At 60.9% G+C, this 15,952-nt stretch carries 14 protein-coding genes and 1 pseudogene; 6 read left to right on the top strand and 9 right to left on the bottom strand.

Annotation, left to right across the window (positions count from 1 at the left end; translation table 11 throughout):
- The 6 genes and pseudogenes from WG900_RS14785 to WG900_RS14760 all read left to right on the top strand — a co-directional run.
- Positions 1-221 (top strand): annotated as a pseudogene (locus tag WG900_RS14785) (lytic transglycosylase domain-containing protein); the annotation flags it as partial.
- Positions 222-462: 241 nt separating this feature from the next.
- Positions 463-2,208 carry a relaxase/mobilization nuclease domain-containing protein gene (locus WG900_RS14780; RefSeq protein ID WP_339968149.1) on the top strand — a complete coding sequence of 582 codons (1,746 nt, stop codon included), beginning with the start codon at positions 463-465 and terminating at the stop codon, positions 2,206-2,208.
- An 80-nt stretch (positions 2,209-2,288) separates the two neighbouring features.
- Positions 2,289-2,726, top strand: a complete 438-nt coding sequence (locus tag WG900_RS14775) for an antitoxin Xre-like helix-turn-helix domain-containing protein (protein ID WP_339968133.1) — start codon at positions 2,289-2,291, stop codon at positions 2,724-2,726.
- Positions 2,727-2,748: 22 nt separating this feature from the next.
- Positions 2,749-3,414: an RES family NAD+ phosphorylase gene (locus WG900_RS14770; RefSeq protein WP_339968130.1), complete on the top strand. Its 666-nt coding sequence runs from the start codon at positions 2,749-2,751 to the stop codon at positions 3,412-3,414.
- A 112-nt stretch (positions 3,415-3,526) separates the two neighbouring features.
- Complete coding sequence (locus WG900_RS14765) at positions 3,527-5,512, top strand: conjugal transfer protein TraG (RefSeq protein WP_339968128.1); 1,986 nt, start codon at positions 3,527-3,529, stop codon at positions 5,510-5,512.
- Positions 5,509-5,889, top strand: a complete 381-nt coding sequence (locus WG900_RS14760; RefSeq protein WP_339968126.1) for a CopG family transcriptional regulator — start codon at positions 5,509-5,511, stop codon at positions 5,887-5,889. Before WG900_RS14765 ends, WG900_RS14760 begins: the two co-directional genes overlap by 4 nt.
- Positions 5,890-5,991: 102 nt before the next feature.
- Here the strand turns inward: WG900_RS14760 and tnpC are convergent, their stop codons facing one another.
- The 9 genes from tnpC to WG900_RS14715 all read right to left on the bottom strand — a co-directional run bounded on the left by tnpC (position 5,992) and on the right by WG900_RS14715 (position 15,848).
- Positions 5,992-7,635 (bottom strand): IS66 family transposase, encoded by a 1,644-nt coding sequence (gene tnpC, locus WG900_RS14755; protein ID WP_339968124.1) that lies wholly within the window; start codon positions 7,633-7,635, stop codon positions 5,992-5,994.
- Between the two features lie 72 nt (positions 7,636-7,707).
- Positions 7,708-8,028, bottom strand: coding sequence for an IS66 family insertion sequence element accessory protein TnpB (gene tnpB, locus WG900_RS14750; RefSeq protein ID WP_417598059.1), 321 nt, complete (start codon positions 8,026-8,028; stop codon positions 7,708-7,710).
- A gap of 17 nt (positions 8,029-8,045) precedes the next feature.
- Complete coding sequence (tnpA, locus tag WG900_RS14745) at positions 8,046-8,414, bottom strand: IS66-like element accessory protein TnpA (protein ID WP_339968120.1); 369 nt, start codon at positions 8,412-8,414, stop codon at positions 8,046-8,048.
- Between the two features lie 705 nt (positions 8,415-9,119).
- Complete coding sequence (locus tag WG900_RS14740) at positions 9,120-10,577, bottom strand: hypothetical protein (RefSeq protein ID WP_339968119.1); 1,458 nt, start codon at positions 10,575-10,577, stop codon at positions 9,120-9,122.
- Complete coding sequence (locus WG900_RS14735; RefSeq protein WP_339968118.1) at positions 10,577-12,874, bottom strand: KGGVGR-motif variant AAA ATPase; 2,298 nt, start codon at positions 12,872-12,874, stop codon at positions 10,577-10,579. Before WG900_RS14735 ends, WG900_RS14740 begins: the two co-directional genes overlap by 1 nt.
- On the bottom strand, positions 12,871-13,563 hold the full coding sequence (locus WG900_RS14730; protein WP_339968116.1) for a helix-turn-helix domain-containing protein: 693 nt from the start codon (positions 13,561-13,563) through the stop codon (positions 12,871-12,873). Before WG900_RS14730 ends, WG900_RS14735 begins: the two co-directional genes overlap by 4 nt.
- An 825-nt stretch (positions 13,564-14,388) precedes the next feature.
- A complete protein-coding gene (locus tag WG900_RS14725) occupies positions 14,389-14,955 on the bottom strand; it encodes a hypothetical protein (protein ID WP_339968113.1) in 567 nt (188 codons plus the stop codon).
- 280 nt (positions 14,956-15,235) lie between these two features.
- The gene (locus WG900_RS14720; RefSeq protein WP_339968108.1) at positions 15,236-15,538 is read right to left on the bottom strand and encodes a hypothetical protein; all 303 of its coding nucleotides are present in this window, start codon (positions 15,536-15,538) and stop codon (positions 15,236-15,238) included.
- 130 nt (positions 15,539-15,668) lie between these two features.
- Positions 15,669-15,848: a hypothetical protein gene (locus WG900_RS14715; protein ID WP_339968106.1), complete on the bottom strand. Its 180-nt coding sequence runs from the start codon at positions 15,846-15,848 to the stop codon at positions 15,669-15,671.
- Positions 15,849-15,952: the final 104 nt, after the last annotated feature.

Below are 15,952 nucleotides of genomic sequence, written 5' to 3'. Positions count from 1 at the left end.
CGCTGCAAGCAGGCAGCGCGGCAACCGTTGTTGCCAGCGCATTGCCGTTGCAGCCAGTTCGCACGTCCTGGACACAGGGCCAGCTTTTCGCAGTGCGTGGAGATGCACCCGACCACGCATCCGGCAGCTTCGCTGCCACCACGCCGCCAACCTCCATTCCTGCTGCAACTGCACCCTTGAACGGCCTCTTCGCGCCCGTTTCGGGGAGCCGTTCGCAATGATCGATCTTTTGCCCTTCTGGCGCGTGATGGCGTGGTCTGGCGCAGGATTGTGCGGAAGCTCGGTAGCAGGAGGGGAAGGCTCAGGAGGATGGCAAGATAAAAGCAGCGCCGCCGGGTGGGGTGGAGCCTATTGGAATTGCTGGGCTTTCAGCGCCACCCAAGTGTCTGTCATGCTGGCAGAATATCCCGAAACCGCTGCTTTTCTGCCATTTTCAGCGCCGTCGCTTTCTCGGGACCTCCAATTCTCGTGAACGACGACGACTTCAAGGTCAGGCCGGGACGGGTCCGAGATCGCGGCAGCCGCGCGGCAAAGCCCAAGTCGCTCGCTGCACAGGTCCGCGCCCTGTCAAACAAGGCCGGGCGCGTCGGCATTGCCGGGCGGGGTCGCCGCGGGACTGGACGCAGTGCGCGTGGACGGAGCGCCGCGCTGCGGATGCGAACTCTACCGGGACAGCGCCGCGTGCTGGTAAAGGCGCGGGTGGTCAGGCACACAGGCACACGCCTTTCAGCTGCTCCTCTTTCCCGGCATATCACTTATCTGCGGCGCGACGGCGTGACCCGGGACGGAAAGGATGCCGAGCTCTTCGGAAACGTCGATGGTCCGGTCGATGGTGCGGCTTTTGCCGAACGCTGTGCCGATGACCGGCATCACTTCCGCTTCATCGTCTCGCCGGAGGATGCGGGCGACTTGGCCGATGTCCGGGCATTCACCCGCGAACTGGTGACCGACATGGAGAAGGATCTCGGCACCCGGCTCGATTGGGTTGCGGTCGATCACTGGAATACTGACAATCCGCACGTTCACATCCTGATGCGTGGGCGTGCTGACGATGGCCGCGACCTGGTCATCGACAAGGACTATATCCGCGAGGGAATGCGCGGCCGCGCCGAAGAGCGCGTCACCATCGAACTTGGTCTGCGCTCCGAGCGCGAGATTGACCGGGCACTTGCAAGCGAGGTCCAGGCTGACCGCTGGACCAGCCTCGATCGCCGGCTGCAACGCATGGCAGACGAGCTGGGCGGGGTGATCGACCTGCGACCCGATCCGCGGTGCGCCCAATCGACGCTGGATCGTCACCTGATCGGCCGGGCAGGCAAGCTCGAACGCCTGGGATTGGTGACATCAATCTCGCCTGGCTGCTGGACACTAAAGCCCGATCTCGAGCAAACGCTGCGCCAACTTGGCATTCGCGGCGACATCATCAAGACCATGCACCGCGCTCTGACCGGCCAGGGCCATGAAGCGGATACGGGGCGGTTCGCGATGCATGGCGCCCTCGCCGGCGAACCCATTATTGGTCGCCTGGTCGAACGCGGTCTCCATGACGAGCTCACCGGCACGGCCTATGCCGTTATCGATGGTGCCGATGGCCGAATCCATCATCTGCGCTTCGCTGACCTTGATCAAACTGGCGATGCTGCACCCGGTGCAGTTGTCGAGCTTCGAACCTGGACCGACCGGCGGGGAAGGCAGGGGCAATCCCTTTGGGTCCAGTCGGACCTGACGCTTGCCGAGCAGGTGACCGCACGCGGGAGCACCTGGCTCGATCGGCAGCTCATCTCATCGGACCCGGTCCCTTCCGGAGGCGGCTTTGGATCGGAGGTTGAACAGGCCAAGTTCGCCCGGGCCGAGCACCTTGTGACCGAGGGACTAGCCTCGCGCAGCGCCGGGCGCATCGTGTTGGCAAGAGACATTCTCAGCACGCTGCGCTCGCGTGAATTGGCCGATGCCATTGCTGCCATTACCGCACGCACAGGTATGCCGCACCGACGAGGATCGGAGGGCGACACCGTGTCAGGCACTTACCGGCAGCGCCTGCAACTGGCCTCTGGCCGGTTTGCGATGATCGATGATGGACTGGGATTTGAACTCGTGCCCTGGCGTCCACAGCTCGACAGGCATCTTGGCCAGCATGTGACCGGCGCCATCAAGGCAGGGGGCGGTATCGATTGGACACTGGGCCGCTCGCGCGGGATCGGGATCTGATTTCAGCGACCTTGGGCGCTCATTGAAAATCTTGACAATCGCACCACATGGTGCGTATAGACGCATCAGGAGATGCTAACTTGGCAAGTGCAGCAATACGGCATCGCGCGGCCCCGGCGACCGCTGGGTTGCAGAATTTCTCTGGCGATGGGGACCGCAAACGCCTGACCGGGGCTGCCGTCAAGGCCGTGTTGCGGCTCGTCGATGCCTGGGGCGGTAACAATGCTGAGGGCGCCGCACTTCTGGGCGTATCTGAAAGCACCTGGGACCGGATCAAGGCCGGCAAATGGGACGGGACCTTGAGCCAGGACCAGTTGACCCGGGCCTCGGCGCTGATTGGCGTGTTCAAGGGCCTGCACCTGCTCTTCGCTGACTCAATGGCTGATCGTTGGCCGCGCCTGCCCAATCGTGCGCCTATCTTTGGGACGAGGTCTCCGGTCGAAGCCATGATCGAAGGCGGCATTCCCCGCATGCTTGAAGCCCGGCAATATATCGACGCTCTGCGTGGCGGGCTTTGATCCGGGGCCCGCGCTGCCTCTGGTGCGAGAAGCATTCCCGAGCACGGTGAGGCTAGTGGCAAGCGCGCGGCTGCGGGAAGCGGTGCTCGGACCGCTTGCCGATAATGCCGATGACCTTGCGCTGCTTGCCGAAATCGAAGGTGCCACAAGCGGACGACTGGTCGCCGAGGAACGCGGGCTCGGGGCGCTCAGCCCCGAAGAGCTTGTTCACGGCGTACCGCATGCCCGGTTCATCAACGCAAGCTTTGCCTATGCGAAGCCGCGCGAGCCAATGCGCTTCAGCCCTGCGGACCGCGGCGCATGGTATGCAGCTCTCGCTGTTGAGACCTGCATAGCCGAGGTCGGACATCATCTGACGCGGGCGCTCGCTGACGCGGGCGACTTCAATGCAGTCGTCGAGTATGGCGAGATGCTCGCCAGCATGTCTGGCATGTTCGTCGATCTGCGGGCGACTGCCAGCCATCCTGCGCTCGATCCGACCCCCGCGCTTGGATATGCGGCTGGCAACTCCTTGGCCGCACAGGCTCGCTCTGAAGGACATAATGGCATCATCTATCCGTCGGTCAGGCACACTGGCGGCACCTGCATTGCTGCGCTCTGGCCCAATGTCGTGCAGTCTGTGGTTCAAGGCGCGATGGTCCGGCTCACCTGGTCGGGTACGCCTGACTATGCCTGGGAAGCGATCTAGGCGTTTGCGCCATTGCCTCCGTTGGCGCGCCAGCCTTTTATCGTGACACGTCGATCCTTGCCATTTGTGATTCAACCTGCCGATCTGAATGGAAACGGGTCGGAGTTGGGCCATGTCGGCTGCGAAAATCCTTTGGGGCCAGGTGCTGGCCGTATTGATCATCATCCTGGCGAGCCTCTGGGCAGCAACGCAATGGACCGCATCGGCGCTCGCCTACCAGACCGAACTCGGCGAACCCTGGTTCTCGCTGTCGGGCTATCCGGTCTACCGGCCCTACGAACTGTTCTGGTGGTGGTTCGCCTTCGATGCCTATGCGCCGCAGGTCTTCGACAAAGGCGGGATGATTGCGACGTCGGGCGGGTTCGCTGCGATCATGGTGGCCATTGCCATGTCCGTCTGGCGCGGCAGGGAGACCCGCAGTTCCGACACCTATGGTTCGGCACATTGGGCCACCCGCAGAGACATTACCAAGGCAGGGCTCTTCGCCGAGAAGGGCGTGGTGCTGGGCAAATTCCACAACACCTACCTGCGTCATGACGGCCCCGAACACGTGCTGTGCTTTGCGCCGACCCGATCAGGCAAAGGCGTTGGCCTTGTCATTCCCACGCTGCTCACCTGGCCGAGTTCGGTGATCGTCCATGATATCAAGGGCGAAAATTGGGGGCTAACCGCGGGCTTCCGCTCAAGTTTCAGCCGCGTTCTCTTGTTCGACCCGACCAACCTCAAATCGGCTGCCTACAATCCCCTGCTCGAGGTGCGCCGCGGCATCTGGGAAGTGCGCGATGTCCAGAATGTCGCCGATGTCCTGGTCGATCCGGAGGGCAGTCTGGAGAAGCGCAACCACTGGGAAAAAACCAGTCACGCCTTGCTGGTCGGAGCGATCCTCCATGTCCTCTATGCCGAGGCGGATAAGACGCTCGCCGGCGTTGCCGCCTTCCTCTCCGACCCGGGCCGAAACATCGAAACCACCCTGAAGGCGATGATGACGACACCGCACCTTAGTGACGCTGGCCCGCACCCGGTGGTCGCCAGCGCCGCGCGTGAGTTGCTCAACAAGTCGGAGAACGAGCGGTCAGGTGTGCTCTCGACCGCGATGTCATTTCTGGGCCTCTACCGTGACCCCGTGATTGCCCAGGTCACCAGGCACTCTGAATGGCGGATCGCTGACCTGGTCGACGGCAAAAGCCCGGTCACGCTATACCTTGTGGTGCCGCCATCCGACATCAGCCGCACCAAGCCGCTAATCCGCCTGATCCTCAATCAGGTCGGCCGGCGGCTGACCGAGGAACTAGGTGAGGGCAGGGACCGGCACCGGCTGCTGCTCATGCTTGACGAGTTTCCGGCATTGGGCCGGCTCGACTTCTTCGAAAGCGCGCTGGCGTTCATGGCGGGCTATGGGCTCAAGGCCTTTCTGATCGCTCAGTCATTAAACCAGATCGAGCGAGCTTACGGCGCGAACAATTCAATACTGGACAACTGCCATGTCCGCGTAGCCTTCGCGACCAACGACGAGCGCACTGCCAAACGTGTGTCGGAATCGCTCGGAACAGCAACCGAACAGCGCTCGATGAAGAATTACGCCGGCCACCGGCTCTCGCCATGGCTGGGACATCTCATGATCTCCCGTTCAGAAACCTCAAGGCCGCTGCTGACACAGGGCGAGATACTCCAATTGCCCGAAACCGACGAGATCGTGATGCTGTCAGGAGCTCCGCCCGTACGGGCGAAGAAGGCGAAATACTATGCCGATCCCCGGCTGCAAGGCCGAATCCGAAAGCCGCCAGGTCACGCAACTGGTCGTGCGGGCGCGCTGCCGCCGGACGATTGGAGTCAGCTGCCGATCGTGACGCCCGTTCGATTCAAGGCCAACTGTGCTGTGGTTTCTGAGGATGAAGCCAATGGCGGCGTTCGCAGAGAGCCAGAGTTACCTCTGCATGTTGAAATCGCTCCCGCGCGGAAAGCCCCGACCGGTGAGTTCGACTTCGGCAGCAGAGATGAAGCCGACGACGATACTGCAAGGTCAGAAAGGCTCCGGACACGAATGGTCGCAAATTCCCGTCAGGCAGCGCTGGACCCTGGTGACGGGATCGACCTGTGAAGTCGAAGCATACGTTCAGACTGTCAAGCGATGTTGCGAGCCAGCTGGCAGAATTGGCGATTAGAAGGCGAGTATCACAGGCTGAAGTTGTCGAGGCCGCCCTTGTGTCGTTCATGTCGCCCGATGATTCCGAGCGTATGGAGGCCGCGCTAAGCCGCCGGATAGACCGGATTTTCCGCCGCTTGGAGCAACTGGATCAGAATGTCGAACTTGGGAACGAGGCGCTCGGCCTGTTTGTGCGGTTCTGGCTTACGGCAAATCCGCCACTTCCAGATTCCCTTGGAGCCGCTGCACAATCACAGGGCAAGGAACGCTTCGAAGCCTTTGTTCAAGCACTGGCGCGACGAATGGAGGGCACTGAGCGGATGGGCGGATAGCGCTACGCGAGCAATCTCGCTCACTGATTCCTGAAGCGACTGGCTTTCTTGCTCTCGCCACAAATAGCGTAGCCATCCGGTGAAGACCGCATGGTAGAGTGATCAGGCGGCGATGGCGGTGCGCTGAGCCTGCCAGTTCCATGGCAGCAGTTCGTCGAGCCGATTGATGGGATGGTCGGCGATGCGAGTGAGGATGTCGGCCAGCCAGGCCTGCGGGTCGACATCGTTGAGCCGCGCTGTCTGGATCAGGGTATAGAGGATTGCTGCCCGTTGGCCGCCGCGGTCGGACCCACAGAATAGCCAAGCCTTCCGGCCAAGTGGAACACAGCGCAGGGCCCGTTCAGCGGCGTTGTTGGTTATGCAGATCCGGCCATCGCTGAGGAACCGGGTGAACGCATCCCATCGGCGCAGCATGTAGTTTATGGCCTTGGCGAGATCATGGTTGCGCGACAGCTTGGCAAACTGGCTGTTCAGCCAGACGTGAAGCTCGGCAATGAGTGGCGCGCTCAGTTCCTGGCGAACAGCGAGCCGCTCGGCCGCAGTCTTGCCGCCCAAGCCGCGTTCGATGTCGAACAGGGCATCGAGCCGCTGCACGGCCTCGAGCGCGATCGGATAGATCATGCCTGCGCGCTCACCCCGGCTCTTCCTGCGCGCCGCAGCCGCGACGTCAGCCAGTTCGAAGAACTTGCGCCTTGCGTGGGCGAAGCAGCCGGCCTCGAGCACTTGACCTGGCTGGCGACCTGCGGCGTAGAGCTCGCCATAGCCGCCATAGGCATCGGCCTGCAGGATCCCTGACCAGGTTACGAGGTGCGTTCGTGGGTGTTCGCCGCGCCGGTCGCGCGAGTAGTGGAACAGCGCTGCCGGCGGATCGGCTCCGGCGAAAGGCTGGTCATCGCGCACATAGATCCACAATCGGGCGACATCGGTCTTGCCCTTGGCCAGAACCGGCACGGTGGTGTCGTCGCCGTGCAATCGCTCGGCAGCAAGCACATGCGCTTCGATCAGCCGGTAGAGCGGCATCAGCGCGAAGGCAGCGGCCCCGACCTGATCGGCAAGCGTCGAGGTGCTCAGCGGCACGCCTTCGCGGGCAAACCGTTCGGCCTGACGGTTCAGGGGTTGGTGCTGCCCGTACTTCTCGAACAACAGCATCGCAAGGAAGCTGGGGCCAGCCCATCCGCGCGGCACGACGTGGAACGGTGCCGGGGGTTGGGTGATCTTCTCGCAGTCCCGGCACGAGAACTTCTCGCGCACTGTCTGGATGACCTTCCATGCCCGCGGGATCACCTCAAGCGTCTCGGTTACATCCTCGCCCAGCTTGGATAACCGGCTTCCGCCGCAAGCCGGGCATGAGCACGGTGCCGGCACGACCACGCGTTCACGTGGCAGATGTTCGGGAAACGGCTTCCTTGCCGGCCGCTTGCGCTCGAAGGCCGTGACGGTCGCCGTTTTACCTGCTGCGCCTTCGGCCGCCAGGTCGTCTTCGGTAGCATCGGCTTCGAGGTCTTCGAGCTGCAACTCCATCTGGTCCAGCAAACGGCGGGTGCGTTCGGCGCTGGCACCGTATTGCTCGCGCCTGAGCTTGGCGATCTGCAACTTGAGGTGCGCGATGACCGCTTCGGTCGCACTCTCACGGGCGTGAGCGTTTGCCAACCTGGCCTCGGCTTCGTTCGCCCGTTGGGTCGCTGTTGCCAGCAGCGCCTTTAGCGCTTCAACATCGTCAGGAAGGGGTGAAACGGTCGCTTCCATGACCATGATGGAATCACAGAAACGCCCGCAAATGAAGCGCAAAATGCAGGCGTGACGAAGAAAGTGCGTGCCCTATCCGGCGCTTTGCGGACGCCACGAATACTGCGGGTTACGCCAGTCGATCCCCTCCAGCAGGCAGGCCAGTTGAGAGCTCGTCAGAGACACCATCCCGTCCTTCGCCGAAGGCCATACGAACCGTCCCTTCTCGAGCCGCTTGGCGTATAGCGACATGCCGATCCCGTCGTGCCAGATGATCTTGACCAGTGATCCAGCACGCCCCCGGAAGACGAACAGATCACCACCGTGAGGGTCGCGCTTCAGCCCCTGCTGCACCATCAGCGCGAGGCCCTGCATCCCCTTCCTCATGTCGGTGTGTCCCATCGCAATCCACACCCGCGCGCCTGCAGGGATCACCGCAGCGCCTGCAGCGCCGCAGTCACCTGTTCCGGCGATGCAGCGGTAAAGATGCTCACCTGCTTGCCACGCCCCAGATCAACCACAATCGCCATAGGCGCATCGGAGTGATGCTCCCCATTGCCTTCGAGCATCACGGCCTCGGCAAATCCTGACCCGATCGCGGGACTGCAGGCTGCGCTTGCCTGCGCCGCGCGCAGCTTGCCGCGCCACGTGTAGATCAGCGAGCTCGAAATATCATGGCGCCGGCACACCTCCGCGACACACGCACCAGGCGAAAACGCCTCCGTCAGGATCTCGAGCCGCTCTTCAGCGCTCCAACGTCGACGCCGCTCCGGCCCCGAAAATACCGTGATCTGACCCATCCACCGCTCCTAAGCGCACTCACAAGTGCACGCTTAAGACCCCTCACACGCTGACCCAACAAGGCGGGTCACGCCGGATGGATACCAAATAGCGCAGGAACCGATTTGACGCTCGAACCCTCTGACCCTGACCAATTCGTTTGCGAAGCGTTCCGAGGCCTCGATCTTATCCAGTCCGAGGCAATCTACGATGCAGTGATTGCAAATCGGATCGGGTGCGAGGCGTTCGATTAGCGCCTTGACCCTGTGTTGGACGGTTTCGATCATGTCAGGGCCTATCGAAATCACTCAGCCAACGACAGTCGGATTCATGAGTGTGGCGATCACACTGAGCGATAGCTTTCGCTGACAAGGGAGCCATGCAAAAGTGCAGGAGCGCTCCCTGGAACATGCCGTTCGCTCAGCAGCCCGGTCAGGAATCGCGAATGGCTGGCATTGGGACTAAGCGGCCGCTCGCGGCTCCCCACCTGAATGACTGCCATTGGACAATGCCGCCGCTCCAGCCCGAGCTGGATGCCATCTTCGATTGACTGAGGCTGACCGACTGCGAACTTGTGACCTGCCACGGGTAATTTCCTCCAGTTACGATTAGAGTCCGGCCCTCACGAGGACGGACGAGATGAAGCGCAAGAGGTTTACGGAAGGGCAGATCATCGGGATCTTGAAGGAGCAGGAAGGTGGCATGCCGACCGCGAAAGCCAAGCGCTATCCTAACGTGAGCTTTGACGTAGTCCACCCTTCCGCACTGCGCCACTGGATGACGCCGTAGCGGGGCGAGTGAAGGTTGATCGGGGTCACAAAGGCAGCGGCGCGATCAACGTCGTCATCTTCCTCAGTCTGCATCGGCCCTATCGCCATGCCGATAGGCGCCGTGTCTGCATCGAGATGACCATACCGATAGGCAAGCGCAGAACTGGTGACGGCGAGAAACCGGGATTGCGCTTTCTCGCTCAAATTGACGGCGCGCCGATGCGCCCACCTGCCCACAGCCAAGTTCGAATCGAGTATCGGAACCAGAACCCAGTCGGGCTGGAATTGCACGACCGCGTCGGACGAAATGTCGAGCTGCAAGTCTTGGCAAATAAGGACGATGATCCGGCCAAATCCATCGATGTCGACGACATTTAAAGCGCAGCCAGAAGCGTTGTTCTCCGGCATTCGGCTGCTCGCTGCGGCATCGCACAGGCCCAGGACATGCCCGTCCTCAGCCGAAATCGAGGCTGGCCAGATCTTGCGTTGGCGCCAAATGACCGAGCCCACGGAGTTGACAATTACCGCCTCGTTGAATGGCTGCCCATTCTCGGTGTCGTGCGTGTTCTCAGTGCCAAGCAACAAAAGTTTCGGTGCCTCTTCGCACTCTCTCAGCGAAGCACACACTGCATCCGAGTGATCCGCCGACATCACCAGTTCAGGCGCGATGACAAGTTCGGATTCCTTGACCGCGTCAATTGCAGCGATCAGCCGGTTCTTCGCATCGAGACATGCTGCTGGCCCATAGGCAGCAAACTTCTGCCCGCTGATCTCGACCGCACGTACGTCGAGATCTTCGCCAAGTTCAGCCAGCGGCACGAAAGCAATCCGCTCACTGCCTGGGCGCTCGATCGGAATAACACCGTCAAACATGCCCATCCCGACATGCGATAGCTCGATCGCAATCGGAGTCCCTTCGTGACTAAGCTCTAGCGACACACCGCTCAGATAGCTGAAGCGGTCCGCCAGACTGTCTGCGCTGCTTGCGTGGGGATGGCGGGCGACACGCAGCAGCGGCCCGCGGGGCACCAGGGCAAGTTCTCCAGCCTGGCAGTATTTGCCTTGCAACACCCTCGAGTCGCGCAGTCCTTCCATCCATGGTGGCAATTTGGTTGCTCTCTCTGACGGCGGGCGCGGCGTCCTGGGATGGATCGCTCCAAACGCTTCGTCGATCGCGCGCATCGCACCAAGCTGGGCGCCGACCTCGCCAGCTTCTGAACACGCCACAAGTGCTCGCAGCGCAGCAACTGCGAGAGCCGGATCTTCCAGATGGACCATATCCAGAGCCGAGTGGTGGAAATCGGAACTTACCTTTGGAGCACTGCTCCGTTGGCTGGCCGTCAGCACGGCCGACTTGCGCCAATACTCCAAGAATAAGTGTGCCGGCGTTGGCGATGGGTCAGGTTCCTCCATCAGGTTCCATCGCCTTCAAGTCGCCGCCCTTTGCGCCGGGCAGGAGCCGGTTTCGCAAGCATCGTTGCGGCTGCTCCGAATTCAGCGTCGGCCTCGGTGATTCCTATCTCAAGCAACAATTGCCGCAGCGCCTGCAGTTCCGCGGAAAGCTCGTGTTGGGCCTTGATCGTCACGGTCGCCTGCCGCCGAGAAACATAGCGGATAACCAGCAGCGAAACCCTCGCGGTATCATGCGCTGCCTCTTCCCACCCGGGCAGCTGTGAATCCATCAGGCGCTGGAGCAGCTTGGTTGCGGTGACAAAAAAGGTGCGGCTGGTTCGCGTCAGCCTCGCCTGACTGTTTGCAAATTGCGCGGCGCGTTCGGGGCGGAACGCCGCCTGGACAAATTGCAGCACCATCTCGTCATCGCCAACTTCCAGAATTGGAGCTGCCAACTCTGAGAACTGAAGACCGCCATAACTCAGAGTCGAGCCCAGGCGTACCGCCTCCAGGGCGAAATGTGCTCGTTCCTCGACATCCAAAAGGTCTTCCAGCCGCACGGCCAAGTTGATGGCAAGATCGGTGCGCAAACGGGAAAGCTCGCTACGGCTTTCCGACCGGCCATCCGCCTTCTGATAGGCGCTCGCCAACTCATGGCCGCGACGAAACTCGACCACGGCGCGGTCTGGCGAGTCATTGAGATAAGCCATACCTCGAAGCAAATGAATGTCGACCTCGCCTGCTAGGCGTATAGCGACCTGGTCTGGAGAAAGAGAGTTTCGATCCAGGCTATCGATCAGCTTCTGGATATCAGCAATTGCCTGGAACGCGGCTTCTGTTTCGCGGCTGGACACGTGAATTCGGGCAGCGCGGCGGCGAAAACGCAAACGCATTAACCGCGTCGAGATCGTCGGATCACCGGCGACCAGACTATCAAACTCATCAAGTAGAGCCTGCTCGTCCTCGCGATTCAGAAGCCCGCTATAGTCCAGCACCTTGGTGAGCGTGTCGATGAGGAACGGCTTGAATTGGCTACCACCTTCCAGAATTCGGGCGCGCAGCAAGTCGAGTGACTGGTTAAGCAGCTCGATGGCTTCATATGGCGAGGCGGCCTCATCCGATATCTCGGCGGCCGCCTTGACGAGCGTCTCGATATAATCGTCATCCAACTCCGCATCGTGCTCAAATTGCGCGTCGAGCGCACTTTCGACCAGATGCGACATCTCAAGCAAAGCACGTTCAGGATCTTGCGTGCGCAGCTCCAGAAGGTAGCTCGATGTCGCGTGCTTGGGCTGCAGGCGGCGACGCACTCGCTCCACCCAGTGCTCGTAGAGCGCTGGCATCTTGAGCTCGCGTCCGAGCAACTCGGATGCGACCCGAAGGTAGTTTTGCGACAAAGGGTCGGTCAACGGATCACTCGCAATGATTGGCGCGAGTGCTTCATAGAAGGGAACGTTTGGGGAGGCTCCGATCGCCAGCGCGCGGAAGTCCTCGTCGACTGCATCGCCTGCAAATCCGCCGATCGTCGTGAGTTCGCGGCGAGCTCTTGCCCGCGCACTTGCTTCTTCAGAAGTGCCCTGACTGGCAATGCGCATGGGGATCGCCCGAAGCGTGACCTGCTCCTCGCGCTTGGCTCGAATGGCGCCGGCAACCTGCGCAACCCCCTCCATGTTCTGGCGGTTGAGAATGAAGCACAAGGCTACCTCGTCCGGCAGCTGCATAGTGCAAATGCCAGCGACATCAGCAAGGCCCGTACGACTGTCAATGAGCACGAGATCATAATTGGACTTGGCCCAAGACCTAAGCGCGCTCAGCAATATGCCCCCGGCATCCGCCGTGAAAAAGGTCGGCCACGAAATGGTCGCCAGAGCTTCTTCATAGGTATGCCCTTCGCCAATCTGCGCCGATCCAGCACGCAGAATATCAAGACAAGCAGGCCCCTCTTCCAGTTCCAGATCAAACAGCGGCCTCACCAACTCATCAAACGCGATACCGCTGTCGAAGCGCTCAAAATAGCGCAACAATTCAGACCCATCGTCCGTTCGGCGGATGGTCTCGATCCAATCCCAAACCAGATTCAAGATGCCGGGAGCAGCTTTGAGCGCGCGCGCCTCCTGCGGCTCGACAAGCCCGCGGAAATAATAGCCCAGACCTGGAGCTTCCAAATCCCAGTCCATGACCAGTACGCGCAGGCCATTCATCGCCGCCAAGAACCCTACGTTGGCAAGCGCCATGCTCCGGCCGACGCCGCCTTTGAACGAATAGAACGTTACAATGCGGCCCAGATCGCCATCCTCGGGCTCAGCAAACACACTCACGCCTGCGCGCTTTGCAGCGCATCATCGTTTGAGAAATCTGGAATGTTGTTCCAGAAGGAGTCTAGGTTACCAAGCTTCTGGGACACCACGACGCTCAGTGCCTTGCGCGGCTCGGGAAGCGCGCCCTTGTTGCGCGTTGCTCTCGCCAAGGCTTTGGCCGCTGGTGTCAGGAAGTTGTAGACATGAACGCCGTCACGCCGGAAGTCCGCTGCGCCGATGTCGCGCAGCTTCTTCAACTTGCGACTGACCGTCTCCACCCGCTCGCCAACTTCATCTGACAGCTCGCTATTGGTCTTGTCGCCGCAGGCAAGCGCATCGACGTAAAGTGCCATTGCCTCAGACTTCAAGACGGCCGCAAAATCTTCGCCAACGCGCCGGTCGCGCGCCCGCGACGACACGGTCTGCGCCATGCCGAGCTGGCCGAGCACGTAAGACATGCGAATAGGCGAATTCGCGTCGAGGTTCCGAATAGCCTCGATGACTGCCACAGGAGCCTTCGCATATCCGCGGCGCAGCGACTTGCGCACCTGATCGCTGAAACTGTCAAGCGGCTGGTCAAGCCCGCTGGCCAAGGCCTCCTCGAGCCGGATGGCGATGAGGTTGACTATTTCCGAGGTCATGGCGAAAATGCCGCCTTCTGGGTCAAAGGCGGCTGCTAGCGGCTCGTGGGTGGCGGATTTGGCGGTCATAGAAAGCTCCCTGCGCCCCGTATAGCCGGGATTTGTGTAGGATCAATTACCAATCAATGATCAATAATTGATCATGAGCGCGATGGTTCCTGGGCCCAGGTTCCATTCATCGCAAAACAAATTTCGGGATATCGCAGGAAATTTGCAGGCTCAACTACAGCATGCAAACATATTTAATAATTTCAGATGTTTGCTTTGCCGTCACGGCCTGCCTTGGACACCAGCCCTGCAACCGCAGTTCGGCTCAGCGCCGCCAGAACCAACGCAATCGCTCCGCTTCTTATGCCCCGAAAAAATTGTAGCCGGCCCGCCAAATTGCCAGCCACTGGGGCAAAAGGAGGGCAGGTGGGCGATTCAGGCACCGGTTTGACAGTGCGTTTCAGCTCCCGATGTGACGTCGAAACGGGCAGCAAGGAACTCAATTCGAAGCCGCTCTCGTGCCGCGGACTTCACCCCGGCAGGAAGTCCCGGGCCAGTTTGGCGGGCCCACCTTCTGCACCTTGGGCGACCGCCCTCGGTGGAGCTGTCAGTCGGATACGAACTCGTCTCCACCGGATACAGCTGCCGCCCGGGCACCCAAACGTCAGGCCACGAGCGAGTGCCACTCGGCCAGCACGGCCGAGCGTCGGGTGCGGTAGCCGCCCTTTCGGCGGACGTCCGGCGATGATCGCTTTACGATTGACGCGCCGGGGCGAGCCCAGCCCTCAACGAATGGCTCATTTTCTCCAAAGCGGTCGGTCCTTGGGGATTAGCGAAACGGCCGGATCTGGTCGATTGCAGTCGGGCGACCTCAACCGGCACGTTTTGCGAGATTACGACCAGCATTCATACGTCGATCACACGAACGGGCAGGTCATCCTTTGGGGCAGGATGATGCTGGACGGCCTTGTCGATGTGGTGCCTCACTTTCCAAAGGAACGTGTGAATGGCCTGCACTTGTGCCTGGTCGAAGAGAAGCAGCTCGCCGCCCTCAACCGACAGAAAATCGAAAGTCCTGCCCTCACCAAGGTTAGTTCGCCAGATCGAAGCCGTGATTCCGCTGTGATCGCCATCTGAATGCGCATAGGTCCTGTTGCGGGCATCGATCAGCATCTCGTGCAGGTTGTTTTCTTCGCCTGACATTGCGAACCCTTGTCCCAGCTGCTTCCAACTGAAAGGCGCAGCCATGCCGCGAGCCGTTGAAAATGGCCGCGCGTAGGACACGACCATCGACGTTTCGTAGCACTTGAACCGGCGTCGATCTTCCTGCGTGCATCGCCCGATTTCCCAATCGACGTCTTCCATCAAGAATGTCGCCGCACTCAAAGCGTGACGAAAATCCAGAGCGCTCATCATTAGTCGATGATGCTGACCCTTCAGGTGCTGCTCAGGCGTAAGCTTGGGTTTGCTCATAACCAGGACATGTATGAGGCAGGTGCCATAAACAACTTCCTAGATGGAAGGGGTGGGAACATCACGCTTAGGGCGCGTACCTGCTCGACCGCTGTTTGACCTGAGGATGATTGGTTAGGGTGCATACCGACATTCGTGCGGCAGTGGCAGAACGGCGTGAACTGGTCGCTTGCTGCCGGAAGCCACTGCCGGCTCGTCGAAGGGTTTCGGGCGCCGATAGGCGTCGCTTTTTGAAGCGTCAGGTTACGCCGAGACCAGACATCTGACGAAAGCCTCGACATCATGCGCTGGGCGCTCGCGAAGCTGGACCCCGAAAACTGGCTGGCCAGGCGATGATCCTGCATCGATCGCCCAGAACGATGGTCCGTTCAAGCATGACCTCGACCGGTATAAATATCCCCAGCGTCACGGCGTCGATCCGCTCAAGCATCGCGCGATGGGTATGGAGTTCCTGCAGGAGCGGGATGTCCGCCTCGCCCGAACAAGCCAGCTTTGCGGACCTGTTCGCACAATGTCGGATGGTGCGATCATGCCACTCGTGCGGCAGTTCGCAGCCGTTGACCGGAAATGGTTCGATGACCAACCTTTGCCTCGCCTTAAGCGCTGGCCGGACGCTCACATCGCGTCAGAGCTTTTCGAGATGATCATGCTTCGCGTCGCGCCATGGTCGCCAGGCGATAGGCGGGTTGTGCTTACCCGTACTTCGCCGCGCATCATGCTGCGGTAAGATGCAAGGCTTGTCCGTGTTGGGAAAGGTTCGCGAGTAGGCTCCGGTAATAGCGCGCCAGCTGCAGATAGGTGGCGCGCTTGACCTCGACCCTGGTCCAGGTGGCGATCAGGTAGCAGCGGTCGATGCGGCGGGTCAGCCGTTCAAGTGTCCAGGTGAGGCGCATCCGATTCCCTTTCGCTGCCGGTAATGGTGAGGCGCGGCGCACCTGCAAAGTGTCTTGAGATCAGCCGTCAAATCGGCGGGACAGGCCGATCCCGCGCGCATCAA

The sequence above is a fragment of the Novosphingobium aquae genome, assembly GCF_037572715.1.
GTDB classification, from domain to species: Bacteria; Pseudomonadota; Alphaproteobacteria; order Sphingomonadales; family Sphingomonadaceae; genus Novosphingobium; species Novosphingobium aquae.
The sequence above is the reverse complement of the archived record's forward strand: the minus strand, read 5'-3'. Positions and strand labels throughout refer to the sequence as shown.